Here is a 25,239-nt window from a genome sequence, read left to right as displayed (position 1 = left end):
TCGCCGATCACATTTCTCCATTTATGGATATGCAATGACCGCAACGGTTGAAGAACGTAAGGCCGCTCACAAGGCTCTCATTGACGAAGTGCTGCGAGCTTACCCGGAAAAGATGGCAAAGCGGCGGGCCAAGCATTTAGGCACTTTTGAGCAGGGTAGGCCGGACTGTGGGGTGAAGTCCAACATTAAGTCGCTGCCTGGTGTTATGACGATTCGCGGCTGCGCATATGCCGGTTCGAAGGGCGTCGTCTGGGGACCGATCAAGGACATGATTCACATCAGTCACGGACCCGTCGGCTGCGGCCAGTATTCGTGGGGTTCGCGCCGCAATTATTATGTCGGAACAACCGGAGTCGATACGTTCGTCACGATGCAGTTCACTTCTGATTTTCAGGAGAAGGACATCGTGTTCGGTGGCGACAAGAAACTCGACAAAATCGTCGATGAGATTCAGGAGCTGTTTCCGCTCAACAGAGGCATATCAGTTCAAACGGAATGCCCGATCGGTCTGATCGGCGATGACATCGAGGCAGTCTCGAAGAAGAAGAGCACGCAGTACGGCGGGCACACAATCGTACCCGTACGCTGCGAGGGATTTCGCGGCGTATCACAGTCGCTTGGGCATCATCTCGCGAACGATGCGATTCGCGATTGCGTGCTCGACCGTGCCGACCCGAATAAACATTCCGCGCTCAAATCAACTCTGTACGACGTTGCGATCATCGGTGACTACAATATCGGCGGCGACGCATGGTCAAGCCGCATTCTCCTTGAGGAGATGGGTTTGCGCGTTATTGCGCAGTGGTCGGGCGATGGTACGCTCGCTGAACTGGAGCATACGCCGCGCGCAAAGCTTAACCTGCTCCACTGCTACCGGTCAATGAATTACATCAGCCGACATATGGAAGAGAAGTATGGTATTCCTTGGCTGGAATACAACTTTTTCGGTCCAACAATGATTGAAAGGAGCCTGAGGGAGATCGCGAGCCGATTTGACGACACAATTAAGACCAATGCGGAGAAGGTGATCGCCAAATACCGCCCGCTGATGGATGCGGTAATCGCGAGGTATAAGCCACGCCTCGAGGGTAAGAAAGTGATGCTTTTTGTAGGCGGCCTTCGCCCGCGTCATATCATCGGGGCGTACGAAGACCTCGGCATGGAAGTCGTTGGAACCGGCTACGAGTTTGCCCACAACGATGACTATCAGCGCACTACGCATCACGTTCACGACGGCACGCTAATTTACGACGACGTGACCGGCTACGAATTCGAGCGGTTCGTCGAACGCATGCGGCCGGACCTCGTCGGTTCAGGAATCAAGGAAAAATACGTCTTTCAGAAGATGGGTGTTCCGTTCCGCCAGATGCACAGTTGGGATTATTCAGGCCCGTACCACGGCTACGACGGATTCGCGATCTTTGCGCGCGACATGGACATTGCAATTTCTAGTCCGGTCTGGACTCTTTCCAAGGCGCCGTGGAAAAAGGCAGTGTGAGCTAGGCGGGCCGCTGGCGATACGGTTGTGTCGCCTGATGGCTCTTCAGGAAATCGATTCAGGAGCGAGTCATGCCCCAATCAAGCGACAACATTCTCGATCACGAACTGCTCTTTCGCGAGCCGGAATATCAGGCGCTTTTGCGCAACAAGAAGCAAGATTTTGAGTTCGGTCATCCTGATGAGGCAGTGAGGGAGGTTGCCGAATGGACGAAGACTGAAGACTACAAGCAGAAGAACTTCGCGCGCGACTCGCTAACCATCAATCCCGCGAAGGCCTGCCAGCCTCTGGGGGCGGTATTCGTGGCAAACGGCTTTCATAAAACACTGCCGTTCGTGCACGGCTCTCAGGGCTGCGTGGCCTATTACCGCTCACACTTTTCTCGGCACTTCAAGGAACCGACGTCGTGCGTGAGTTCGTCGATGACAGAAGACGCGGCGGTCTTCGGGGGCCTCAATAATATGATCGACGGTCTGGCGAATGCATACAACCTTTATAAGCCCGAGATGATCGCCGTATCGACGACCTGCATGGCAGAAGTCATCGGTGACGACCTCGATGCATTCATCAAGAACAGTAAGCAGAAGGGGAGCGTTCCGCAAGACTACGATGTGCCGTTCGCTCATACGCCCGCGTTTGTCGGCAGTCACGTGACGGGTTATGACAATGCTCTACTCGGCATTCTCAAACACTTCTGGGACGGGAAGGCCGGTACCGCAACACCACTCATGCGTGTGCAGGACGAGAGTGTAAATTTTATCGGTGGCTTTGACGGTTTCGTGGTGGGCAACATCAAGGAGATTCGTCGTATCTTCGATCTGTTCGGCGTGAGGGTCAACATCATCTGCGATCCTTCCGATACATGGAATACGCCAACGGATGGAGAATTCCGCATGTACGAGGGTGGGACAACGAAGGAAGAAGTTGAACGTGCTCTGAATGCGAAAGCAACGTTCATTTTCCAAGAGTATTGCTGCGAAAAGACGGCGAAGTATATCGTGGAACACGGCCAAGAGGTAATTGTGCTTAATTCCCCAGTCGGCGTTGCTGGCACCGACCATTTCCTCATGGAGATATCCCGTGTCACGGGCCAACCGATTCCACCTGAACTGGAGAGGGAGCGGGGGCAACTCGTTGATGCAATGGCGGACAGTCAGGCTATTCTCCATGGCAAACGCTATGCGCTCTTCGGCGATCCTGACCAGATGCTAGGTTACACGCAATTCTTGCTCGAGTGCGGTGCAGAGCCGGTGCATGTTGTGTCGACAAACGGTAACGACGGCTGGGCCGAGAAGGTCAGGGCGTTGTTAGACGCGTCGCCATACGGGGCCGGATGCAACGCCTATCCGAAGCGCGATCTCTGGCATCTGCGCTCGCTGCTGTTTACCGAACCAGTCGATTTCCTGATCGGCAACACTCACGGGAAGTACCTGGAGCGTGATACGGGGACACCGCTAGTGCGACTCGCGTTTCCTATTTTTGACCGGCATCACTATCACCGCTTTCCGACTTGGGGGTATGAGGGAGCATTGCGCGTTCTATTGGCACTACTTGACGAATTCTTCGAGAAGCTCGATGCTAGTACGATTGATATTGCGAAGACTGATTACAGTTATGACATTGTTCGATGATGGCAGGATGGTTGTTTCCTAGGCTTGGTTTGCCCAGCCCCTCGACGTGGGCGATCGTGCGCGGCCGCTCAGCAGGGCGCGGTCCGCACGACTTTTTGACTAGTCGTCCACAGCACCCAGGTATGGCCGCGCTCCGTAGTCCGATTCGCAACCTTGCTCTAAAAGCGCTTGCTGGAAGTTGCAAATCTCGCTGAATTAACTTGATTCAATGAGAGAGGGCAGCGGAAGCAAGTCCTGCTGGTGTAAAGCGGGAATCGCACGCTAGTCCGTTGAACCGGATGAATTGCACCGGATTCGCCGGGATGGATCGGAGTACTTCCATTTCAATGGAAGTGCCTGCTTGTTGTACTGGCGTATATAACGCATGAGCTTTTTGTCGAGATCCCTGGTGCTGGTGAATACGCCACGCGCAATGACGTCGCGCTGGATGCGGGCAAACCAGTTCTCCACCTGATTCAGCCATGACGAATACGTGGGCGTGTAATGTATCGAGACTCTCGGATGGTCAGCCAGAAATGTTTGAACGGCGTCGGTTTTGTGGCTGCTCACGTTATCGCAGATTACGTGAATCTCCTTTCCGCGCGGCTGGGCCGATACCACCTCGGTGAGGAACGCAACGAACTGAGCACTGGTATGGCGTGGCGCAGTTTTGCCCAGCACCTCACCAGTGGCGACATTCAATGCGGCGAACAGGCTCAGGGTTCCGTTGCGTTTGTATTCGAAGCCATGACTCTCGGCGCGCCCGGGCGAGAGTGGCAACATCCGGTCCTTGCGATCCAGCGCCTGGATGGCCGTCTTCTCGTCCACGCAGAACACCACAGCATACAAAGGCGGATTGAGATACAGCCCGATCACATCGGCGGCCTTGGCCTGAAAGTCGGGATCGTTGGACACCATATGGGTATCGAGACGATGTGGCCGAATGTCGTGCTTGCGCCAGATACGTTGCACCGTCATGAAGGCCATACCCAGCTGTGCCGCCAGTTTGCGGCTGCTCCAGTGCGTCGAACCGTCGGCCGGCTTGCGTCGCAGCGTGTAGTCGAGCACTCTCGCTTCAAGGCCCGCCAGGTCAGGTCGCGGCGCGCGGCCTGGATGCCTGCCGTACAGGCCAGCCAAACGCTCACTGGTGAAACGCGTTTGCCACGTTGTGATGAAACGCGAATCGCAGCGCAATTCGGCCATGATCTCCGCACGCGAGGCCCCTTCGTCGAGCAGCAAGATCAACCGCGCACGCCTCACCTGGCCAACAGCCATCGTGCGGCTGCGCTGCATCGACATCAGCTCTTCGCGCTCGGTTTCACTCAGATTCATTTTGCCCATGCACTATTAGATCAGTGCAATTTCATTGGTTCAATGGACTAGTCTTCTCCGAGGAACACGCAAATGGACGCGTCTAACACAACCCTCCGTGGACGAATACGGCGCTAGGTCCGTTGAACCAGATGAATTGCACCGGATTCGCCGCGATGGATCGAAGTACTTCCATTTCAATGGGAGTGCCTGCTTATCGTATTGACGTATGTACCGCATGAGCTTTTTGTCGAGATCCCTGGTGCTGGTGAATACGCCACGCGCAATGACGTCGCGCTGGATGCGGGCAAACCAGTTCTCGACCTGATTCAGCCATGACGAATACGTGGGCGTGTAATGTATCGAGACCTTCGGATGGTCGGCCAGAAATATTTGAACAGCGTCGGTTTTATGGCTGCTCACGTTGTCACATATCACGTGAATCTCCTTTCCGCGTGGCTGCGCCGATACTACCTCGGTGAGGAACGCAACAAACTGGGCGCTGGTATGGCGCGGCGCGGTTTTGCCCAGCACTTCGCCGGTGGCGACATTCAATGCCGCGAACAGGCTCAGGGTGCCGTTGCGTTTGTATTCAAAGCCATGACTCTCGGCACGCCCGGGCGAGAGCGGCAACATCCGGTCCTTGCGATCCAGCGCCTGGATGGCTGTCTTCTCGTCCACGCAGAACACCACCGAATGCAACGGCGGATTGAGGTACAGCCCGATCACATCGGCGGCCTTGGTCTCAAAGTCAGGATCGTTGGACACCATGTGCGTATCGAGACGATGTGGCCGAATGTCGTGCTTGCGTCAGTTACGTTGCACGGTCATGAAGGCCATGCCCAGCTGTGCCGCCAGTTTGCGGCTGCTCCAGTGCGTCGAGCCGTCGGCCGGCTTGCGTCGCAGCGCGTAGTCGAGCACTCTCGCTTCAAGGCCCGCGAGGTCAGATCGCGGCACACGGCCTGGATGTCTGCCGTACAGGCCAGCAAGGCGCTCACTGAAACGCGATTGCCACGTTGTGATGAAACGCGAATCGCATCGCAATTCGGCCATGATCGCCGCCCGCGAGGCTCCTTCGTCGAGCAGGATCAACCGCGCACGCCTCACCTCGCCAACGGTCATTGTGCGGCTGCGCTGAATCGACATCAGTTCTTCGCGCTCGGTTTCACTCAGATTCATTTTGCACATGCATTATTAGACCAGTGCAATTTCATTGGTTCACTGGACTAGGTGGCCGCCTAGACATGGCTATTGAGTGGGGTGAGAAGAACTGGAAGGTCCGCGCGTTCGCCACGTCGATCCCGATCAATTTGATCGCCATGAAGTTTGTTGCGATTTCGAACCGTCGTCCAGGACTGAGGTGCAGTTGCCTACTTCCGGCGAGTTGAGTGGCCGTTTCGGTGAGTCGAACAGGCTAGGGGCGTGCGGCGTAGAGTTCAATTCTGCTGCGACTGTTCACTATCGGAACAGGCGCGTCCTTCTTGCGCATCGAATCGCCTCTTCGCTGCAAGCTTGTGAGCTAAATGGATGTTCAGTATCATATCGGCAAGCGTGGGGGTTTTGAGCCGGGCGCGCCAGTGCTCGAGGGAAATTGGTTGGTAATGGTCGAGTACAGCGTGCGGGCGTGATCGTCGCTTCAATACCTCAAATTGCCGGGTGAAGCCCACGTACAGCACGGAAAGGCCGTGTAGTCTGCTGGAGCAGTCTTTCCCGGTGCCAGTGGCCCTGTCAGGATCAGGTTCTCTGCGTTGCGGATCCAGTCAAAGCTGGCGAGCGACGAGACCCTTGTCGAGTCCGCCGCTCTTGCCGGCAGCGTCTCGCATCGAGATTGAACCCGGTACCCCGTGTTCGCGCCACGGTATGGCGTCGATCCAGCGCCGTTGCGACTCGTGCTCCGTAGGCTGATGCCAGCATGATTGCTCGCCCAGCGGTACTCACATATGGCTGGCAACGGGTGTTAGGTGACTGAATGAACCCGTAAGTGCGTTCATTCCGGTGCTGTTTATACCAACGCGCAAACCAACCGAGGCTTGCACGAGTCTCATTGCATTCGGTGGTCCGCGCGTCGCCGATTCACCATCTTGTTCTGCATCGAGACCACGTGCAAGCGGTATAAATATCGGCATGCTACGATGTTAGCGTGGACATGAGGAAAATGATTCACTGCGGCCGCAGGATGTTGATGCGCTCGGACTTTCAATCACGAAGCGCGGAAGCGGGGTATCTTCCTCATAGTCGATCCGCGTGCCGATAAAATAACGTAGGCTAGTCTCGTCCACGAACACAGTGAGGCCCTGTGTAAACACTTTCGTGTCGGAATCGCTTACGGAGTCAACTAGGACAATAAAATATTCTAGCTGTCCTCCCGCATGAAATTCAGCACGCAGTCGAATATAAAGCGGCGCTTCGTGGCTCTGCGTGACAAGCTCGGCCGCTTCTTTTGCTGCTCGGGCCGTGAATGTAAAAAATTCACACGCGGGTTCTGTCGATATGCTTGATCGTTGGGAAATCATAGATTTTCCTGGAAGATTAATAGAGAACTATATCCGTCTTGACAATGTGACTCTGCGCGAGGAAAGAAAGCAAGTAATGCGCCACAACACTCGCTCGAAATACTACTGCTCAGGTACGGAATTAGATTGCTGAGGCGAGTGTGCATCCGGAGGCTGTGTAGCGACATGCCAAATTATTCACGCCGTTGAACTCTCCCCAGACGTCGTCACCAAGAGTGAAGCGATGCGCGGAACGGCACGGCGGAGATCTCCTTGCGCCATAGCAAACAAGTGAGCGAAAACCCCGACGTGAGCCTTGCGACTCATCGCGAGTCAATAGACGTTCTATTTTACCAGTTGAAGTTCGCTATCTTGGACGTCGACATTCGACGTTAAACTAAGTTTGTCCTATACACAGAGAAGCTATCTCCACGCTCAGAAAACGCAGGCGGAATAACGGCGCGAAGTTAGCGCATTAGAATGGTTGGCGCAGGCGACGCTCGCTCAGGGAAAACGAGTTTCACGGATAACGCATGGAAAAACGATACATTTTTCGGATGCCATCGAATTCAACAGATGGGAGATGAGTGCAAATGAAATTGATAACGAATTCAGTCGCCGCCCAGAAGGGCATAGCCGACTTGGATTCCGTAGACCGCGCGATCCTCAGACACTTGCAGCAAGATGCGTCGCTATCGATTGTCAGCCTAGCAGCGAAAGTGAAACGCAGTGCGCCTGCGTGCCTGCGGCGCGTGGAACGGCTCAAGAAGACGGGACTAATACGAAGAGTCGTCGCACGGCTCGACGCGAAGGCTCTCGGCGTGGGCATGTTCGCGGTAATCGGGATCGTGCTGGACGGCTCGACGCCCGAGGCGTTTGCCGCATTCGAGAAAGCGGCGCAGAAGGTGTCGGGCTGCGTTGCGTGCCACGCTGTGAGCGGGAAGTTTGACTATGTCTTGCTCGTTCGAGCACGCGGCAATGAAAGCTTCAACCGGTTGCATGCTGCACAATTGTTGCACCTGCCGGGAGTACGGGAACTGCGTAGCTTCAAGGTATTAAAGGAAGTCTTATCGACGCAGGCGATACCGCTGTAACGGCAAACGCTTGAAAAGGTAGGCTTGACCTGTGTCAATCAACAGACAGGTTCTGGTCGTAACCAAACGACACGCTTCGAATCGCTCGCTGGCTTCCGAAGACCAAACTCGTGACGGATAAACTATTGACCTATCCGGCGATGAAGACCGTTCGTAGTAGCGCGAGCAGGCCAGCAACGTCCCAACGCATGTTCAGTAAAGTTTCGCCGGCAACCGAGCCGACTGGATGTACTTCGCGCAACGCGCCGCGCTGTCACAATTCAGACAATTCAGACAGAGGCAACGTGACACCGCCCGTCCTGTTACGGTAATCGGGAATGGCGATGGACATGCGGGGAAACACGTTCCAGGTTTAGGTAGGGCAGGCATGGTCCTTGCGTGCCGGTCGGCCACTAAGTCAGAAGGCACAGACAAGTTAGGCCCTTTCGTCAATGTGAAAGCGCTTAACGGTGGCATAAAACTCGCCGCCTCGCTACGGACGGCTTCGCGGCCAACTTTGTCATACGGAGCAACAACATGAAGGTACTGGTTGATAAACTGCACCGGCTTTCGTCGGCTGAGGACTTTTTCCGATTCTTCGCCATCTCATATGACGACAAGGTGGTGGACGTAAGTCGATTACATATACTAAGGCGTTTCTTCCAGTACATCAAACAGGCGGAGGACCTGTCAGCGGATCACGACGCAACCTTATTCTTGGTTTATCGAAATCTCCTGTTGAAAGCGTATAACGACTTTGTCATTTCCACGCCCGCTGAGCAAAAGGTGTTCAGGGTTCTTCAGGAAGCCGACGGAGAGCGGCATATCTCTCTTGATCGCCTGCGTGAATCCCTGCCGGCTCGGGCTAACAATTGAAGTTGGTGAGCGAGCCATATTGGTGCTTGTCTGAGTCGTCACGATACGACTCCTCGCTTGATGAACGTTGTGAAGTGCGGTTGACTTGTCCTTATGAAAATCTGTCGGGAGTGGTCCATCAGCAGTCCACGTCTGGCTGACGAGCGGACAGGATACGGTTTCGATGCTTTCATGGCTGTCTTCGTCCCCGCATGTCATTCCTGTCGGTGGAACAGCGCTTTACACGACTCATAGCGGAGCTTATGAACGATGGGGTGGAAGAAGGAGTCCCGTGGGCGACAGAGGGCGATAGTAGCTTCTATGAACCAAGGTTTCCTCGGCGCATCGATATATAAGACTGCGGCCGCGAATCCGCTGGCGTTTCACGATGTAGTCAAAGTAACAACGGCTCTCTGGGTCACGGATACCGCGTCGGCCTAGGCTGGGATTATCCGACCGGTTAAGGAAGTATTGATTTCGGGGGGGCCAGGGATTGGTGACAGCACACGTGCCTCGCGCGGCTCCGGTGCGGGCTTCTTCGGCACGTTCAACCGGAACAAGAAAAGCATTGCGGTCGATGTGAAAGACCACGCGTAGCGTGCATATCGTCCACAAGCTGCTTGCCTGGGGCGGACGTCTTCAGCAAAAACTTCAAGAGAGGAACGATGGACAAGCTAGGCCTCGGGTATGTTGCGCTTTGCAGGCTCAATCACGTCTCGTCTATGTGTCGCACAAGGGGTTCTGCCTGGCCCATACGATCATCGCACCGCGCTCGAGATCAGCGCAATCTTCGAGCGCTGCGGGCTTCCTTATGCGCTGGTCACAAAGCCGCAGGATCTGTCCGATTATCCGCACCTGCTCGCGACGGGCGGGCTCGCCGAGGTGACTTTGCCGCCCGATGCCAGCGGCGCAGGGCGGCCCATCGAGACGAGGACGGCGCTGCTGCCCTTGACGGTCGGCGGCGAGCGCTTCCGATGGGTCTCGGATACACGCCGGAGGATGTGAGGCAATTGACCGAGCTCGGTGTCGTCAAGTGCGCACACAGGCAGCCTGGCGATGCGTCGAAGCCTTCGGCGAACGAAGTCGCCAGCGCCTGATGCAGCCACGTAACACGAAAGACACATGGAATCATCGAGCCGCGGAAGCCGGTGAGACCTCCGAGCGCGGCCGGAGACACGACATGACATCCATCTCATCAAACATCGCAACGGGCAGCGCGTTCGCGTCCACTCATGAGCAGTCCGCGGTCAGGAAGGCGGCGTGGCGTTTCATTCCGCTGCTCGCGCTTGCGTACTTCTTCAACTACCTGGATCGCACGAGCGTCGGTTTCGCGGCGTTGACGATGAATCGCGATCTTGGTTTGACCGCCACACAGTTCGGCTGGGGCGCGGGCATCATGTTCGCCGGGTACTGCCTGTTCGAGGTTCCGAGCAGCCTGGCGTTGTACCGCTTCGGCGCGCGGCGCTGGCTCGCACGAATCATGATCACGTGGGGTTTCTTCGCAGCGGCAACAGCGCTGGCCGTAGGCCCAAAGAGCTTTTACGCGATCCGGCTGCTGCTGGGTATCGGCGAGGCTGGCTTCTTTCCGGGCGTGATTTTCTTCCTCGCGGTCTGGTTTCCGGCCACCTATCGCACGCGAGTGCTCGCATGGTTCACCGTCTCTACGCCGCTGTCCTCGCTTGTGGGCGGGCCGCTCTCGGCGTGGCTGCTCCACATGGACGGCGTTTTGGGACTGGCGGGCTGGCGGTGGATGTTCATCGTTCAGGGATTGCCCGCGTGCGTGCTCGGTTTTCTGGTGCTCAAGACGCTGGCGGACAAGCCTGCCGATGCAACCTGGTTGTCCCATGACGAACGGCAAGCGCTGCAAAGCGTAACCGATCGGGAAGGCACGTCGAGTCAGAAAAAGAAACATTTCGTCCTGGCGTTGAAGGACGTGCGCACCTACATTCTGGCAATGATTTCTTTCGGCTTCACGATGAGCTCTTACGGCATTGGCATCTGGCTGCCTCAGATGCTGAGAGGTCATGGAATGAGCGTGACGCAGACCGGCTGGACGTCGGCCGTGCCGTACTTCTTCGCCACCATCGCGTTGCTCTGGTGGGCAAAGCGAGTCGATCGTCGCGGCGGCCTGATCGGCAATCTCGCCGCAGGTTTTTTTACCGGCGCGATCGCGCTGGGAATCTCGACGTATTTCCATCAAATCGTTCCGGCGATGACCGGCATCACGCTGGCGCTGATCGGGACGATTGCAGGCCGGACGATCTTCTATACGCTCCCGGCGCGATTCCTTGCCGGACAGGCCGCTGCCGGCGGGTTGGCGTTCATCAACTCGATCGGTGCGCTAGGGGGCTTTGCGGGACCGTACCTCGTGGGGTACCTCAAGGACAGTTTTGGTACGTTTTCGGCCGGCATGACGGGTCTTTCGATCGTGCTGGGTATCACGACCTTGCTGACCTTGTCCCTCTACGCCTTCGGTCGCGGAGATTAAGAATGGAGCCACTCCCTGGTTCCGACGCCGTCAGGTCCTCGGCACTCTCGCAACATCGATGTTGTTGCCCGTTATCAGCGCGCGTCTTGCATTTGCAAAAGAGAAAACGCATTCCGTGAGTACAACCAACAACTACCTGCCCGTTCGTGCCGACTGGCTCGCCTCCGGTGCCGAAGCGGCGATCGAGCCCGATATGCCGATCATCGACGCGCATCATCACTTTTACGAACGACCGGGCTGGACCTACCTTCTGGACGAGTACCTCGAGGACGCGCGCATGGGTCATAACATCACCGCCTCCGTGTTCATGCAGGCGCTGACACGGTATCGCGCCTCTGGTCCGGAGTCGTTGCGCCCGGTCGGTGAAATCGAATACGTGGCTGGCGTCACCGCCGCGTTGCAAGGCGGCAAGCCGCAGGTTGCGAAAGGGATGATCGGCTACGCGGATCTTCGACGGGGAGCGTCGGTGCGCGACGTTCTCGAAGCGGAACTGCACGCCGGCGATGGCCGGTTCCGTGGCATTCGACATCTCGTTACATGGGACGCGGACCAGACACTCGTCAATCCCTTGTCGGCGCCGCCGCGTGGGCTGCTGCTCGACCCCGACTATCGGGCGGGCGTTGCACAACTGGCTCCGCTGGGCCTGGCGTACGACGCATGGCTATTCTTTCCGCAATTGCCGGAGCTGTTCGACATGGCAAAGGCCTTTCCGGATACGCCTTTCATCATCAACCATTGCGGCGGTGTCGTCCGCATCGCGAGCTATGCGAATCAGCGCGCGGAAGTGTTCGATGCCTGGTCCCGTTCGATGCGGATCCTCGCCGGGTTGCCGAATGTTTATGTGAAGCTTGGTGGCCTCGGCATGCGTATGAATGGCTTCGCGTTTGAAAAGGGCGAACGTCCGCCGTCATCGGATGAGCTGGCGCACGCGTGGAAGCCATGGATGCATACGTGTATCGAAGCGTTCGGTGCGGAGCGCTGCATGTTCGAGAGCAATTTCCCTGTCGATAAGGGATCCTACCCATTCAGCAACGGTTGGAACGCTTTCAAGAAATTTACTGCGCAAGCTGGTGCCGATGAGCGCGAAGCACTGTTCCGGGGAACGGTGAGCAAGGTCTACCGCCTTACGTAGCGCGTCGGATGCCTCGCTGCGCTAGTAGTGGAACGGATTGAACGCGGCACCAGTTCGTCGAGCCATGACTTGAAGGCGTCGAGCAGCGGGACACTGTGTTTTTGCCGCAAGCCGTTGACCGACGAATGAAGCATCGGAGCGTGGAACGCTCGTCATTTGATTTTACATAACGCAATTTATCGCATTTTATTATGTAGTCCTTATGATGCCAGAGCACAATGCGGCCGGCAGAGGTTCGGATTCGTGCCGGGGTCGGGACGGCGATGAAAATTTGAGGATCGAATTTTCACGCGCCCGAAGTTCGTGCGTTCGCCGGCGCCAGACGCTCGCGCCGGGTCAGATGACGTTGAGATTCAGGCTGTCCGCAAGTTGCAGCACCTTTGTCCGTAACGGCTCGACGGCCATCGACTCGTCGCTGACAACAGTCAGGCGTGAGGACGGAAGCCGCTGGCCAAAAAGCATCACGCAACGGCCTGAATCATCCCTGCGGGAGCCGTATGCGATGGCATGCGCGCCTGGGCACTGGTTGTATGCTGCCTGGGACCACTTCCGCGTCGAATCGTAGACGGCCGGCAGGCTGTCTATCAGGTCCGCCCTTGTCAGGTCCAGGGCAGGAAGGTGCGGCGTGTGAAAGCTGACGCACTGAATTGGATCCGGAATGGTCAGCCTTGCGAGCCGGAAGTGCGTCAGCCGGTCGAGGTCGAAGACGCCCGGCGGACTCAGCGGCACGTCATGGAACAGCGACTCCATGACGACGCAGGCGAATGAACTCGCAGCATAGTACGTGTGGACCGGCGATCCATCCGGACAGGAAATCGGCGCAAAGCGGGTATTGCCCCAGCCCTGCGCAAAGGTCGTCGCGGTCGTTGCATGCGGGTGCGTGCAGTACGCGTGATACCAGACCGGCACGTCTTCCCACGTGACGGACACGACGGTGAAGGCTTCCGCGCCGCCAGGCATGTGCGGACCAGCCATCAGGCGATGTACCCGTGACTGGTGTGGCGCGCCGCTGCGTCGACCACCGCATCGTGCCGGTCAAGGGCATCCCGCGGGGATGCAGGTTCGCCCTCATGGCCGCCAGTGCCAGCGATCCATCCGTTCGGGAAATGAAACCACGCCGCGATCTTCCAGCTGTCTGCGACCGGACCCAGCGCCTCGAGGATGTCCTTGATAACGGGCAGCGGCTGGAACATCGCATCGAACTGGTAGCCCGCATAGTATTCCTTGCCGTTGAATGCCACGCTGAAGATCCGGCCCCGGCGCTTCCAGTCGCTCGCAGGCTGAGCCTTGTTGGTGGGCGGCGTCGCCTGGAGCCTGTTGATTTCCTCCGCCGTCAGCCAGTCGCCTCGCGCAAAAACCTCGCGCATGGTCTTCTGGCGCCGGATACGCTCCTCGATCAACGCGGGCGTCGGCGCAGCCAGGCCAGTGATCGCACGCGCAAGGTCATCCGCGCGCAGGAAAACCTGTGTCTCCCACTGGGGCGTGGCCAGAAGAACGGTCAGCAACTCCTGCATGCCTTTTTTTAGGGTAGAGGCGACGGCCGGATCGGTTCCCCGCGGGAGCGGCAAATTCAACACGACATCCGTGTTTGCTTCACCATGAACCTGGATCATGACTCCCTCCGACAGTTTGCGAATCTGCCAACATTATAGATGATGTCGGCAAAATCGCAATTTATGGAGGTGGCGAGCCGCCGAGCAATGGGGAGGATTCTTCAGGGAGATATGTGGCCCCATTATCCATCGCCTGATACGGTCCCGTCGCATCGAGGCGCAGGCGAGCACCACAGGCTGCAGGGACGTCCCCGCCCTGCTCGAGGCCCGCGCGTTCCCCAAGGCCCCCTGCGATGGAGCTCTCCGCTCGAAGCACCAGGACGGGGCAAGCCGGCTTCCACGCTGAGTTTGACATCCCCCGGCCTGTACAGATTGCGCCGGCGCACGGGGGCTGTCCGACTCTTCACCGCGCCTGCGACCACCTCGCCGCCATGTTCATCGGCGCGCGAGTCGCTACCGGCTAATAGGTGTCACAATGGCGGCAGGGTCTCCGGGCTTCCGCCCGCGTCAATATGAACTCACAGCTGTCAGCGTGCGGTGACCAGCTCCCGGCAATCTGATGGCATAGTCTCCCCCGCGATCGCAGGAAGAACCGATACAGGGGTCCCCGTGCTTTTCGTGCCGTTTACCGGGTTAGCGGGCTCTAGGCCTGACAAGGCTTTCCGGTCCGCCCTACGTTAATTTTCAAATAAATCAGGTGGTTGCTGTCTGGTCCTTCTGTATTGCGTGAAGACCTGGCCGGAGGGGCTTATCCAGCCTGCCGTGCTCTCGATCGGATCAGCCGGGGCTGCATGGCGGCGATAAGGAATATTTTTCTTCATAGCTATATATTCCCGGAGGCGCAGAACCTGCCCATCGAGTTCTTCCGTGACTTCCCGTCGTTCCTCAACTTCGCGTTCGATTCACGCAACCTGCTCACAGTATGGCTGGCCGCGCATCCGTGCCTGGCCACCACGCTCGAGCGCGCGCCGTATGCCGCCCTGTACGGTCGTATCCAGGCGCGTGTGCAACTCAAGCCCGTGATCGAGCGCGAGCGCTTCGCGCAACTGATTGCGCACGCCCTGAAGAGCGCCGGCTGCACGCATACGCTGCTGGCCGACTCCGGGCTCGAACTGTTGCGGCAGGCCTCACGCGGTTTGCCGCGACAGGCCGGGCGCATCCTGCGCACCGCCATGCAACTGGCCGTGCCCCGCGGCCTGAACCATCTGCCCGACGAACTGCTGCAACAGGCTATCGAGGAGTTCCGGTGAGCAGGCGCCGCAAACACCCGAAGGCGTCTCGCACGGCGCCGAAGGTCATGTCCCGACCGCCTGCACTACCCGAACTGACGGATGAAGCCGCCGCGCAGATCAGCGACTGCTGGGCGACTGGCTCCTGTGGTTCAGCGCGGCATACGGCGAACAGATCCGTCGCAACGAACCGTGGACGGCACCGCCACGCGAACCACCTCCCTCTCATCGCATCGACGATCCCTTCTGACGACACAGCAGCCCCGAGCTTAACAGCCGGGGCTGCGTTCGTTGTGCCGTGCGTCAAACGCGCGATGCCACGCACGTATCGTCTTCTTGCATCTCGCGTTCAATTAGCAAGGACTTCTACTCGACTGGCCCGTGTGGCGCGACAATCTGGATGAGAGACGGGGCTCTCATCTTGTTTGACGCGCGGCAGGCCCGCGACAATCAGCGTCGTCTCGCCTCGAATATCTCGCGATACCGAACCCCGAATACCGCGAGACGTAACAACCAGCGAACCGCGCAGCTGATGACGATGGCAGGGAAGCGGTGACCGTGATAAAGCGACTTTCTTTTCTTCATCGCTTCATTCTACCCCCGCTACTGCGTCAACCTGACAGAGCCCTTCACCGGGCTCACCCTGGATCCGTCCAATTCCTGAGAAAATGTACGTCCTGTGCCCTCTTGCGTCGTGAATACCTCAACGTGACAACGCCCTATTTCGCGATCAGCTGGCGCAAGTAGGATCACGCAGTCTTTGAGATTGATCAACCGGCAACAAGTTTGAAGCGTGTCTATCTTGTGCCGTGCCTATCGAGTCGGGCAAAATGATCTTGCCTGTTCTGGCTCCGGATGGATGTGATCTTTCTTTGAATGTCGACTATTGCAATTCACTCAATCATCTGAAAATCGGGGTGACAGGATTTTATCTCTCCAGAGGCCGTAATTGATTCAAAAGCTACCGATCAACGATCAAGGAACCCATCATGCAGACTCGTAAAATGAAGGTGCCCCGGGAACCGTGGAGGCTGGTTGGTTTAAGCTAATAGCGTACGCCGGACTCAGCTCTCGCGCGCCTGTTGAGCACTATCTGGCGGCTCGCAAGGCTGCCGGACAATCGGCGCGCGGTAGGCTCGGGAACATCCGGCGAGATCTCATGCTGTTTGCCAACAGCCGTCACAGGCCGGATCTCGCCGCGGTGTTTCAGCACACGCCAGAAGAGCGGCAAGCACGCGCCAGCGCCGTCGAACGAGCAATCAAGCTGTTGCCCGCGCTGCCGGTGCCGCAACCCCAGATCAGCGACGCCGTTGACGCAAGGAGGACGAGATGGATTATGCATCGATGCTCCAACCCCACAATGCCGAGGCCGCAGGCACGTGGGGAAGTGCAGGGCGGCAATATGAACGAGTTAGTCAATCAATCTCCGATGCGATTGAGCATTGCGTTATTCGCGTCGCTCCGCAGCCCGGCGAGCGCGTTCTGGACGTGGCCACGGGTACAGGGTGGGCCGCACGGCGCATCGCTGCCCGTGGCGCAAGCGGTATAGGAATTGACTTGGCAGCAAATCTCATCGAGACCGCCAAAGCGTATGCGGCTGATGCGCAATTATCCTTCGAGTTCCAAGTGGGCGATGCGGAGGCGCTGCAATTCGAGGATCAAAGCTTCGACGCCGTCATTTCGACATTCGGCGTTATGTTTGCCAGCGATCCGGACGCAGCGGCCTCGGAGTTGGCGCGGGTCTGCAAACCGGGGGGCAGGCTGGGAATTGCATCCTGGCCTTCCGACGGTACGGTCGCTGGGTTGTTCAAAATCATGCAGCCATATGTGACGCGACCTCCCGTGCCACTACCAACGTCGCCATTTGCCTGGGGGAACACAGATTACGTTAAGAAGCTGCTTGGAGCGGCCTTCGACTTGCGCTTTGAGAGCGGCACTACCGTCTTGCGCGAACTGAACGGGTCTACCGTGTGGGAGTTGTCCGTGGAGAGCTACGGCCCCACTAAAACCTTGGCCGCGAGCTTGGATCCGGACAGCCGTGAGCGCCTAAGGCAGGATTTCATAACATATCACGAAGGGTTTCAGTCCGAGTTGGGGATTGCGATGCCGCGGGAGTACCTCGTGGCTATCGGCATCCGAAAGTAGCCTTTGCGTATTGGCAGACACACACTGAACCGCGCCGGGTTTTCCGGAGGCGCCACTTCTTGAGAAAATGGAGCTATGGAAAATACCAAGAAGAAGGCCCCACGGTACTCGCCGGAAGTTCGTGAGCGGGCTGTGCGAATGGTGCTGGAACATCAAGGCGACCGTGACTCGCAATGGAAGGTAATCGGGTTGTGTCGCGTTAAGGACGATGGCGTCGCCTCGACTGCAGCCGAACAATACTTCCGGGTAGATGGATGTCGCTCATGGGCCTTCGCTACGGTGGAGCCGGCCGACGGCAGCCGGATGCGGGTGACTGTGCGCCGTGAAAGCGGCGAATCGAATTCCTGCCGCAGGCAGGAGGAGAAGAGTTGCTTCTGGGTCGTCAATCTTACCGGATGGTGAAAACCTTAAGGGATATGAGCATGGTTGAAAAGCATGAGATGGGCGAACGTACCAGACCCGTCGTTATGCAAGACCCGCGCAATATGGTTAAAGCTGGATTGCCTGAACCCCAGACCCCAGTGATGGAACCGCACATCCTCCGCCACGGTACGTTTGGGCGGTGCCAACGGGCTAGGACAGTACGAGTTACGCCGTCTGAACTCTTCTCCCGTTGGACGACGATCACAAGAGAGCGCGGTAACGGAAAGAGTCCACTGGTAGCCATGTTTGGCGGTATATCATTGCCATGGCGAAAAGACGCAGTACTCGACGACCGCCCAAAGAAAGTCTTCAACGGGCTACGTAGTGAAATTGTGTCACGCCTGCTCGCACAGGAATGTGAGGTCTGCGGGACTACGGATGGGCCGTTTCAAGTTCATCATATCCGCAGATTGAGCGACCTTGACCAAACCGGACGGAAGGCCAGACCTATATGGATCAAGCGTATGGAAGCGCATGCAGTCAAAAGCGTCAAACGTCGTGTTCGTCTATGAAGCCGCCCCTGCGGCTATGGCCTTCATCGCCAGTTGACGGCGAAGGGTTACCCCTGCATGGTCTGCGCGCCGTCACTGATTCCCCGCAAGCCCGGCGAGCGGGTCAAGACCGACCGCCGCGATTCTGCGAAACTGGTACGAGCGCTTCGCGCCGGAGATCTGTCTCCCGTGCACGTGCCCACTGTCGAGGACGATGCGTTTCGTGATCTGGTCCGCACCTGGGGCGCCGCCAAACAGGATCTGAAACAGGCCAGGCAACGTCTCAAAGCCTTCCTGCTCGCCCATGACGTGCGCTATCCGGCCGCGCCAACTGGGGGCCAGCACACCGGCGCTGGATCAGCGGCTACTCGTTCGATTCGCACTGGCAGCAGCTTGCGTTCGAGGAGTATCGCAGGACCATCGAAGACCGTCTGGCGCAGTGCGAACGACTCGAGACGGCTTTGCGCGAGATGGCACCACAATGGCGATTCTATCCAGTGGTTAAAACGCTTCAGTCGCTACGCGGCATTCAGTTCACGAGCGCCATCGGCTTGCTTGCCGAGCTCGGTGATCTGTCACGCTTCGATCACCCGCGGCAGTTGACTGCCTGGCTTGGTCTCACGCCATCCGAACATTCCTCGGGCCAGGGGCGCAGGCTGGGTGGCATCACAAAGGCCGGCAACGGCCATGCGCGTCACCTGATGGTTGAAGCGGCCTGGTCGTACCGTCACCCCGCCAAGGTCAGCCGCGCCATTCAGCAACGCCATGACGGACTGCCCAAGGCTATCATCAATCGCGCGTGGGATGCACAGCTGCGACTGTGCAAGCGGTATCGCAGGCTGGTCGCCCGTGGCAAGCATCCCAACGTCGCCGTGATCGCAATCGCACGGGAACTGGCCGCATTCGTGTGGGATATCGCGCGAATGACCTCAAATCCGATTGAGCAGCAAACACACTCGCATTGATCACGGCACCATTGCAAATTCAACGGAGGAGGAACAGTCTGCTGAGGACGGCGCAGCACGGTCCGTGAACAATCTGCGAAGATACTACGAGACGGCCTTCAGGCCAGACTCTCGGCCATAGAGCGCGGCAGGTTCACAAGACGGAACCCTGTAATGTGGTAACCAACCCACGGATATCAGCCGGATCCACCGTCGACGTTACAGGCTGCGCCGCCCTCAGCAGATTCACCGAAAAGCGATCGGCGCTCAGAAAAAAACCTTGGGGGACTTGACCGCGAAAGTCATATCAGTATCTAGACCGGTTATAAAAACTGCGATGGTCGGTATGAGGATTCGACTATGCAACAGCGTTCAATGTTCATCGGTTCGCCTCGTCCGCTTGCGCACAATTAGCAGATCCTTTGTTTTACGGAATGTCAAAAAATGGAGGAATGGCTGGATTATTCCGTAGGATAGTTGCTAGAGTTTCGCAACGAAAATGGTGACGTAAAATACTCGTATTTGCCCGTCAAAATGCCCTGTGTGAATTGGAGTCCGTGTCTCCCAAAAATCCAGTCTTCAACCACATAGTTGCCCGTCAGCTCTGTAGGAGAGGTCATGTTCCACCCTGGCATTTCAATCCGATTGACGTGTCTCGGACGAACACCCATCGACTTGACTGAGGTAGCGTTGGCTCCAATGGGTATACGTTCGAACAAGAATAAAGGAAGGCTGTCGCTGTTCGAAAGATCGACCTTCGTCAAACTGAACCGCTCGACCGAATTTGCTTTTCTCGAGAGAAACTTCTCAACGGCATGCACATGCGTCGGAATACCCGGATGTGAATCCCACTTCGCGTAGAAATCGGAACGAAGAATCTGCCAGTCCGCATATTGCGAGTCGAGATCGCCTCGGTCAAACGAATTAGCATGTCGGCACTCGTGCGGAACTGGGTAGCGAGGAATTCCAATAATCGATGTGAAGTTGTGAAATCCACCCGGATTTGTCCGTTGCCTCATCTTCCGAAGCAAGGGAATCCACACTGCTTTTTTTACAAAATGCAACGATGAGTGCGCCAAGGCTAAATCATAATTTTCATTCGGAACGAAATCCTCAATCCGACCCTCAATCACATCGATGTTCAACGAATATCGGTCAGCAATCGAATGAAGTTTCTTTACGGCGCTCGAGGAAAGTTCCAAGGCGGTCACCTTGTGTCCCCTGAGGGCGAGAAAGAGCGCATTTCTCCCTTCACCACAGCCGATGTCTATAACAGACGACTTTCGTGGTAGAAATTGTTCAATTTCAAATACCTCAACGCTCGGTCCGCCCATCGTCCACACTTTCGCATCCGAATATCCTTTCTCCCAAAACCGCTCACTGTTGCTCATCGTGGAACATACCTTTCTTCCAAGGTTTTCACACGGTTCGAGAAAAGGTGGTGCGCGACCAAATTACTGTATTTGTAACCCTTCGTGGTCAATCGAATCTTGTCATTGGACGGTGGCTCGATGCAACCCTCAGCCTCGAGTGCGTCAATCACGTCCGAAAAATCAGAATACAGATTCCGGCCGAACCGTGATGAATAGAATGTACCAGAAAGTTGGTTCAATGTAAGACTGAGAATGAAATATCTCAGGCGCTCTTCGCGAGCATCAAGAACAATTCCGTACCTCACCATGCTATGTTCGGTGATTTCGAAGTTCAAATAGTCTTCAATGGCCTTTCCGACCTCCTCGAGGTTGACCGCGTAGTCGAAACTGTAGTGGTATTTTCCGTTGTAGCTTCTTGCGCCTGCTCCAATTCCGATCATCGGAACGCCGAGAAAGTCGGAAGTCTCTTGGGCGTACGCGCTGGTATTCTCAGGCAGACGGGTGAACCTAGTGAAGGACTCTTGTCGGTATCCATTCATTCGCATGAACTCGACATTTCTATCGTAAATCGCATACTTGTTTCGGTCGTTGATGTACCGCTCTGGATGCAATCGCTGCTGCTTATGAATCGCAGTGAGAGGTCGGCTAACTGCAGGATACAGTGAGATAGTCAATGGACCTGATGAAACGATGTGGCGGAGCGAATTTTCCCAGCTTTCGTAGGTCTGGCCTGAAAGGCCGTAGATCAGATCCAGATTGAAATTTTCGAAACGCTTTCGAATATTCTCTATCGCAGAGATTGTTGTCGAAACCGGGTATGGGCGACCGCTAGCCTTCAGCTCAGCGGAATCCATAGTTTGGATACCCATACTGATCCGGTTCACGCCTTGGCTTTTCAAGGAATCGAGAAGTTCCTCGGACATCGAGTCGGGAGAACCTTCGACACATAGCTCAGCGAAGGACGCAATATTTGGGAATCCATGCTGAACCGATGAGAAAATCTGTCCGAATTGTTTTTCGTTTAAAATAGTTGGGGTTCCGCCACCAAAATACACAGATACCACTGCCTTACTTCCGCAGTACTTCGCATAAAATTTGATCTGATCACATAACTTATCGACATAACTTTGTATTATGCCGCCTGTATGATTAGTCGTTAGAAATAACGTACAATAAGTACACCTATACTTGCAAAATGGTATGTGGATATATATTGAAACTGGCCCGCGATCACCTGTGCACCATACTTTCGCAATGTCGATATTATGTAGATATTTATACGATCTTTTCGAAGGATAACTATATACGTACGACTCAAAGTGACTTTTACTTATGGAATGTCGAATTGAATCCGCAATTTGTTGCATGCTTCCTCCAGTCACGTCTGCATTTTTCAGGGATGGATGTGACGCGAAAGTTGAAGTTACCAAGCTTTCCGAAATACGTGTCACATAGCGGCATATTGGCACTCGGACTGGCGAAAGAAGGATTTCACCAGTTCTGGCAGTTTCTGGATGCGACGCAACGCGCCAAGCGCTAGTCATTCCATCTTGTTCTTGCGCCAGTCATTTCGAGACGCTGCGCTTTACATGCGCCCAGACCTGCTCATCGCGATTCAGATGTGGCGAATACGGCGGAAGCTAGAAAAGCTTGAGCCGCCTATTCTGGGTCGTTACGAAATCCTGAGCCAACCTTGCCCTGTGCACCGGATGGCCGTCGAGCACCAGAAACACGGGTTTGTCCGCGCCGATGATCTGGCTGCCAAGAAACTCCCGAAACACTGCCGCAGTGACTGCGCCATCGTGCACCATGAATCGGAACTCGCCTTGCGGACTGACCGCCGGAATCATGTTCAACGAAAACCAACTGCCCGTGGTTTCCACCACCGGCGTTTGGCCCTGTGGCACCCATGTCGTGCCAGTATGGTAATCGGAGCGAAGACTCGACTCGTCGGAAAAATAGATCGTCGCTCCAGCCGATCAAGCGGCCTGGATGGCGGAGTAAGTCTCGAACTCCCATTGGCGAACGAGCGCGGCGCCTTTGCTGCCACGCCTGGTACAACAGCTTCTGTGCCGTGAAGCCCAGCAACTTCATGATGCGGCTCACGCCGGAGACCGACAGCTTCTTGCCAAACTTGCGTTCGATGAGCACTGCAATCAGTGGGAGCGTCCACAGCCCAAGCTCGAACTTGTATTGCAGTGGCGTATTGTCCCGCACGGCTTTGGCCAACCAACGCATTTCCTCGGGACTGACTTTGGGCGGCCGACCCGGAATCGCCTTTGCCAGCAAGGCGTTCTTCCAACGTTGACGAAATCGGACAGCCAGCGATAGACGCTGCATTCGTTCACCCCATAGGCCGCCGCAGCAACGCTTGCCACATCTTGCCCTTCGCGTATGGCCTTCACGGCCTGCTGACGCATCGCCTGCAACGTTGGGCGGCCGAAAACTCGATCACGCGACGTGCGTTTGCATTTCATCCTCGTGTTTTCTCATCATGGTGACAATACTTTTGGAAAACTTAGTACGTGACTAAAACGATTTTTATGGCAAGAGAGTGTCCTTGCCCGGCGGGGCAGGTATACCTATTAGGGGCTGGCCAAGATCCGCTCGAATTGCTAACATGAGCCCAGCGGTTATGGAAGCGTCGTCCACTTATTCGATGCGCAGCCTCAAACCGCTGAAAAATGCGTTGAAGTCGCGTTGGAATTGCTCATCAATTTAAAAAATTGCGGCAGGAGCCGCGTAAGCGGCCTGCTAGGAACAGACTGGAGGCTGCCCTTCCACGTGGCAGCACCAACCGTGCCACCCATTTGGCTCACATACAGGCTCAGCAGCCGAGATTGGCTGAGCCAAAACCATCATGATGACGGTTAAGCCCAGGAGCATTGATTTCGTAACTTTACGCATAACGCTACTCCGATAAGATCAATCTATGAATCTACGTCGGATATTATGCGAAATCCATGCCAACACGCCAACGCCAATAGAGACCAGAAAACGGCCATTAAAGACATCCACCGATAGTACTAACAGACAAACCAGATAATTCTGCCAATTTTTGTCGCTCCCGCAACAAATTGCTTCATCCCTGCTTGGACGGTGTTAGGTACCGGGATTAGCGTGCAGCAACAAGGCGTTCGTCGCTCCGTCATCGCGTTATGGCTCGGGCATGAATCTGTGGAAAGCGCGGAGATCTATGTCGAAGCGGCTCTTGCAATCCCCGTCCCCCTTGGTCGTGTTCGAGACATACGACGGTTCTATATCAAACAAAATGTGCAAAAAGCTCTGATGTGGGAGACACGACTCCCGCGGCCCATCATCACCATATCAATTTGCTGTTCGTCGATCACTTGCTGCATTGAACTCTGGTGCAAATTTCAATAGCGAGCGAGAAGCAGCGTGTTCGTGCCCTCCTCTTGAGCGGAAAGAACTGCCTTCAAAATAGCGGGTGTATTGGTATCTTTGAGGTGTAGGTTCGCGAGATCGAGTTGCGCTTTGCGAATGCGATGCGTCAACTCCATGCCCGAGATCGTGACGGTCACGTTTCTAAAACATTTGAAGCCGCTGCTGAAGGCGCCGAGCCGGCTGGTTGCGGGCATCATCAAAAAAACGGCGGCCCGCAAAGGCATCCTGCCGGGCATCTTGACGGCGCTGCACACGTTCGGGCGCAACCTGCAATGAAACGTGCATGTCCATCTGAGCGTGACCTGCGGGGGCTTAACGCCCGACGGCGAGCAGTGGAAGTCGATATATTTCGTGAAGGCACAGGTCATGCCGATGTGGCGCCACGCAATCGTCGATCTATTGCGGCAGTCGTACGACTGCGCTGATTCTGCCGCAGGAGCTGAAAACGCAGTACCCGACAAAAGTGGCGTGGAGGCCGCTGGCTGGATGGTCACTACGGCAAGCCATGGATCGTCCATTTTGCGCCACCGTCGGACAGCCATATCCGCAACGTGAACTACCTTGGCCGGTATATCAAACGCCCGCCGTCGTCGCAGTCGAGGCTGAAGCATTACGACGTCAAGACGGTGGCGTTCGACTATCTGGACCATCGGGACGGACGGCATCGGGTCGCACAGTTCGAGACGGAAACGTTCATCGACCGGTTCGTGCAGCACATCCCGGAGAAGCACTTCTGGCTGATCAACTTCTACGGATTCGTGGCGAATCGTGTGCGGGGTCAATGGCTGTGCCCAAGGTCTACGCGTTGCTGGACCAGGACGTGGAGCCGATGAAGACGAACCGCTACCGCAATCTGCAGAGCCGTGCATTCGGCGCGGATCCGTTGAACTGCCTGCTGTGCGGGATCCCGTTGCGCTACATCGGCATCACCCGGGGCAAGTCGCTGGCGCAGTTGCGCCCGCATCCACGAGGCGCTGGCGCGCGCAAAAATTGTTGCCTGACCGCTCAGCGGGCGCAGTCCGTCCTGAGGCCGGGGAAATGGCATGTTTGAGCGAAAGCGTGTCCTGTTCGTGATAATCGTTACGCATTGACGGCGCCGTCCACTTCGTCATCAGCACGACCGGCTGCACATGCTGCGACGGTCCGCCCTGCTCCGGCACTTCCAAATTCCTATGCGTCAAGGTTGCTTCGTGCGGCCTTAATGTATTGTGTTTGCT

The 25,239-nt window shown here is 56.4% G+C and carries 23 protein-coding genes and 6 pseudogenes; 18 read left to right on the top strand and 11 right to left on the bottom strand.

Annotation, left to right across the window (positions count from 1 at the left end):
* Positions 1-34 precede the first annotated feature (34 nt).
* Together nifD and nifK are read left to right on the top strand one after the other, a co-directional pair.
* A complete protein-coding gene (gene nifD / locus AB4Y40_RS37605; protein ID WP_368692164.1) occupies positions 35-1,498 on the top strand; it encodes a nitrogenase molybdenum-iron protein alpha chain in 1,464 nt (487 codons plus the stop codon).
* A gap of 71 nt (positions 1,499-1,569) precedes the next feature.
* A complete protein-coding gene (nifK, locus tag AB4Y40_RS37600; RefSeq protein WP_368692163.1) occupies positions 1,570-3,129 on the top strand; it encodes a nitrogenase molybdenum-iron protein subunit beta in 1,560 nt (519 codons plus the stop codon).
* 261 nt (positions 3,130-3,390) lie between these two features.
* Here nifK and AB4Y40_RS37595 read toward each other — a convergent pair whose 3' ends face one another.
* The 4 genes and pseudogenes from AB4Y40_RS37595 to AB4Y40_RS37580 form a co-directional block, all read right to left on the bottom strand.
* Positions 3,391-4,449, bottom strand: coding sequence for an IS630 family transposase (locus AB4Y40_RS37595; protein WP_368692162.1), 1,059 nt, complete (start codon positions 4,447-4,449; stop codon positions 3,391-3,393).
* Positions 4,450-4,479: 30 nt separating this feature from the next.
* Positions 4,480-5,607 (bottom strand): annotated as a pseudogene (locus tag AB4Y40_RS37590) (IS630 family transposase).
* A gap of 448 nt (positions 5,608-6,055) precedes the next feature.
* Positions 6,056-6,370 carry an ATP-binding protein gene (locus AB4Y40_RS37585; protein WP_368692161.1) on the bottom strand — a complete coding sequence of 105 codons (315 nt, stop codon included), beginning with the start codon at positions 6,368-6,370 and terminating at the stop codon, positions 6,056-6,058.
* A gap of 184 nt (positions 6,371-6,554) precedes the next feature.
* Positions 6,555-6,932, bottom strand: coding sequence for a HesB/IscA family protein (locus AB4Y40_RS37580; RefSeq protein ID WP_368692160.1), 378 nt, complete (start codon positions 6,930-6,932; stop codon positions 6,555-6,557).
* Between the two features lie 572 nt (positions 6,933-7,504).
* Here AB4Y40_RS37580 and AB4Y40_RS37575 point away from each other — a divergent pair.
* The 5 genes and pseudogenes from AB4Y40_RS37575 (at position 7,505) to AB4Y40_RS37555 (ending at position 12,459) form a co-directional block, all read left to right on the top strand.
* On the top strand, positions 7,505-8,005 hold the full coding sequence (locus AB4Y40_RS37575; protein WP_368692159.1) for an Lrp/AsnC family transcriptional regulator: 501 nt from the start codon (positions 7,505-7,507) through the stop codon (positions 8,003-8,005).
* Positions 8,006-8,521: 516 nt separating this feature from the next.
* Positions 8,522-8,860: a nitrogenase stabilizing/protective protein NifW gene (gene nifW / locus AB4Y40_RS37570; RefSeq protein ID WP_368692158.1), complete on the top strand. Its 339-nt coding sequence runs from the start codon at positions 8,522-8,524 to the stop codon at positions 8,858-8,860.
* 474 nt (positions 8,861-9,334) lie between these two features.
* Positions 9,335-9,936: pseudogene (locus AB4Y40_RS37565) on the top strand (CoA transferase); the annotation flags it as partial.
* An 83-nt stretch (positions 9,937-10,019) separates the two neighbouring features.
* Positions 10,020-11,327, top strand: coding sequence for an MFS transporter (locus tag AB4Y40_RS37560; RefSeq protein WP_368692157.1), 1,308 nt, complete (start codon positions 10,020-10,022; stop codon positions 11,325-11,327).
* A gap of 58 nt (positions 11,328-11,385) precedes the next feature.
* The gene (locus AB4Y40_RS37555) at positions 11,386-12,459 is read left to right on the top strand and encodes an amidohydrolase (protein WP_368692156.1); all 1,074 of its coding nucleotides are present in this window, start codon (positions 11,386-11,388) and stop codon (positions 12,457-12,459) included.
* Positions 12,460-12,795: 336 nt separating this feature from the next.
* Here AB4Y40_RS37555 and AB4Y40_RS37550 read toward each other — a convergent pair whose 3' ends face one another.
* Complete coding sequence (locus AB4Y40_RS37550; RefSeq protein WP_368692155.1) at positions 12,796-13,434, bottom strand: RES family NAD+ phosphorylase; 639 nt, start codon at positions 13,432-13,434, stop codon at positions 12,796-12,798.
* Entirely contained in the window at positions 13,434-14,072 is a 639-nt protein-coding gene (locus AB4Y40_RS37545) for a hypothetical protein (protein ID WP_368692154.1), read from the bottom strand. The genes AB4Y40_RS37550 and AB4Y40_RS37545 overlap by 1 nt, the downstream gene beginning before the upstream one ends.
* A gap of 662 nt (positions 14,073-14,734) precedes the next feature.
* Between AB4Y40_RS37545 and AB4Y40_RS37540 the strand changes: the two genes are divergently transcribed.
* Positions 14,735-15,262 carry a hypothetical protein gene (locus AB4Y40_RS37540; protein WP_368692153.1) on the top strand — a complete coding sequence of 176 codons (528 nt, stop codon included), beginning with the start codon at positions 14,735-14,737 and terminating at the stop codon, positions 15,260-15,262.
* Between the two features lie 492 nt (positions 15,263-15,754).
* Here AB4Y40_RS37540 and AB4Y40_RS37535 read toward each other — a convergent pair.
* Positions 15,755-15,826 (bottom strand): annotated as a pseudogene (locus AB4Y40_RS37535) (IS6 family transposase); the annotation flags it as partial.
* Between the two features lie 469 nt (positions 15,827-16,295).
* On the opposite strand from AB4Y40_RS37535, the pseudogene AB4Y40_RS37530 reads away from it, so the two are divergent.
* The 5 genes and pseudogenes from AB4Y40_RS37530 to AB4Y40_RS37510 form a co-directional block, all read left to right on the top strand.
* Positions 16,296-16,556, top strand: a pseudogene (locus AB4Y40_RS37530) (integrase); the annotation flags it as partial.
* A gap of 14 nt (positions 16,557-16,570) precedes the next feature.
* On the top strand, positions 16,571-17,386 hold the full coding sequence (locus AB4Y40_RS37525) for a class I SAM-dependent methyltransferase (protein ID WP_368692152.1): 816 nt from the start codon (positions 16,571-16,573) through the stop codon (positions 17,384-17,386).
* Between the two features lie 75 nt (positions 17,387-17,461).
* Complete coding sequence (locus AB4Y40_RS37520) at positions 17,462-17,788, top strand: hypothetical protein (protein WP_368692208.1); 327 nt, start codon at positions 17,462-17,464, stop codon at positions 17,786-17,788.
* On the top strand, positions 17,782-18,321 hold the full coding sequence (locus AB4Y40_RS37515; RefSeq protein WP_368692201.1) for a hypothetical protein: 540 nt from the start codon (positions 17,782-17,784) through the stop codon (positions 18,319-18,321). Before AB4Y40_RS37520 ends, AB4Y40_RS37515 begins: the two co-directional genes overlap by 7 nt.
* Positions 18,269-19,265: pseudogene (locus AB4Y40_RS37510) on the top strand (IS110 family transposase); the annotation flags it as partial. The gene AB4Y40_RS37515 and the pseudogene AB4Y40_RS37510, both read left to right, overlap by 53 nt.
* A gap of 440 nt (positions 19,266-19,705) precedes the next feature.
* Here the strand turns inward: AB4Y40_RS37510 and AB4Y40_RS37505 are convergent.
* Positions 19,706-20,635, bottom strand: coding sequence for a class I SAM-dependent methyltransferase (locus AB4Y40_RS37505; protein WP_368692151.1), 930 nt, complete (start codon positions 20,633-20,635; stop codon positions 19,706-19,708).
* A complete protein-coding gene (locus tag AB4Y40_RS37500) occupies positions 20,632-21,879 on the bottom strand; it encodes an STM4012 family radical SAM protein (RefSeq protein ID WP_368692200.1) in 1,248 nt (415 codons plus the stop codon). The genes AB4Y40_RS37505 and AB4Y40_RS37500 overlap by 4 nt, the downstream gene beginning before the upstream one ends.
* On the opposite strand from AB4Y40_RS37500, the gene AB4Y40_RS37495 reads away from it, so the two are divergent.
* The gene (locus tag AB4Y40_RS37495) at positions 21,831-22,157 is read left to right on the top strand and encodes a hypothetical protein (protein WP_368692207.1); all 327 of its coding nucleotides are present in this window, start codon (positions 21,831-21,833) and stop codon (positions 22,155-22,157) included. The genes AB4Y40_RS37500 and AB4Y40_RS37495 overlap by 49 nt on opposite strands.
* Here the strand turns inward: AB4Y40_RS37495 and AB4Y40_RS37490 are convergent.
* Both AB4Y40_RS37490 and AB4Y40_RS37485 read right to left on the bottom strand, forming a co-directional pair.
* Positions 22,065-23,094, bottom strand: a pseudogene (locus AB4Y40_RS37490) (IS630 family transposase). The gene AB4Y40_RS37495 and the pseudogene AB4Y40_RS37490 sit on opposite strands and share 93 nt — an antisense overlap.
* A gap of 900 nt (positions 23,095-23,994) precedes the next feature.
* Positions 23,995-24,138, bottom strand: coding sequence for a hypothetical protein (locus AB4Y40_RS37485; RefSeq protein WP_368692150.1), 144 nt, complete (start codon positions 24,136-24,138; stop codon positions 23,995-23,997).
* On the opposite strand from AB4Y40_RS37485, the gene AB4Y40_RS37480 reads away from it, so the two are divergent.
* From AB4Y40_RS37480 to AB4Y40_RS37465, 4 genes are read left to right on the top strand one after another with little or no spacing between them, the layout of a single operon-like run.
* Positions 24,137-24,298 carry a hypothetical protein gene (locus tag AB4Y40_RS37480; RefSeq protein WP_368692149.1) on the top strand — a complete coding sequence of 54 codons (162 nt, stop codon included), beginning with the start codon at positions 24,137-24,139 and terminating at the stop codon, positions 24,296-24,298. The two genes, AB4Y40_RS37485 and AB4Y40_RS37480, sit on opposite strands and share 2 nt — an antisense overlap.
* Before the next feature lie 3 nt (positions 24,299-24,301).
* Positions 24,302-24,577 (top strand): transposase, encoded by a 276-nt coding sequence (locus tag AB4Y40_RS37475; RefSeq protein WP_368692148.1) that lies wholly within the window; start codon positions 24,302-24,304, stop codon positions 24,575-24,577.
* The gene (locus tag AB4Y40_RS37470) at positions 24,505-24,855 is read left to right on the top strand and encodes a transposase (RefSeq protein ID WP_368692199.1); all 351 of its coding nucleotides are present in this window, start codon (positions 24,505-24,507) and stop codon (positions 24,853-24,855) included. The genes AB4Y40_RS37475 and AB4Y40_RS37470 overlap by 73 nt, the downstream gene beginning before the upstream one ends.
* Positions 24,804-25,073 carry a hypothetical protein gene (locus tag AB4Y40_RS37465; RefSeq protein WP_368692147.1) on the top strand — a complete coding sequence of 90 codons (270 nt, stop codon included), beginning with the start codon at positions 24,804-24,806 and terminating at the stop codon, positions 25,071-25,073. The genes AB4Y40_RS37470 and AB4Y40_RS37465 overlap by 52 nt, the downstream gene beginning before the upstream one ends.
* The last annotated feature ends 166 nt before the right edge of the window (positions 25,074-25,239 follow it).

This window comes from Paraburkholderia sp. EG287B (assembly GCF_040965595.1).
In the GTDB taxonomy this organism is placed as follows: Bacteria; Pseudomonadota; Gammaproteobacteria; order Burkholderiales; family Burkholderiaceae; genus Paraburkholderia.
Note: the sequence above shows the minus strand (reverse complement) of the source record. Positions and strands in the feature narration are given on the sequence as shown.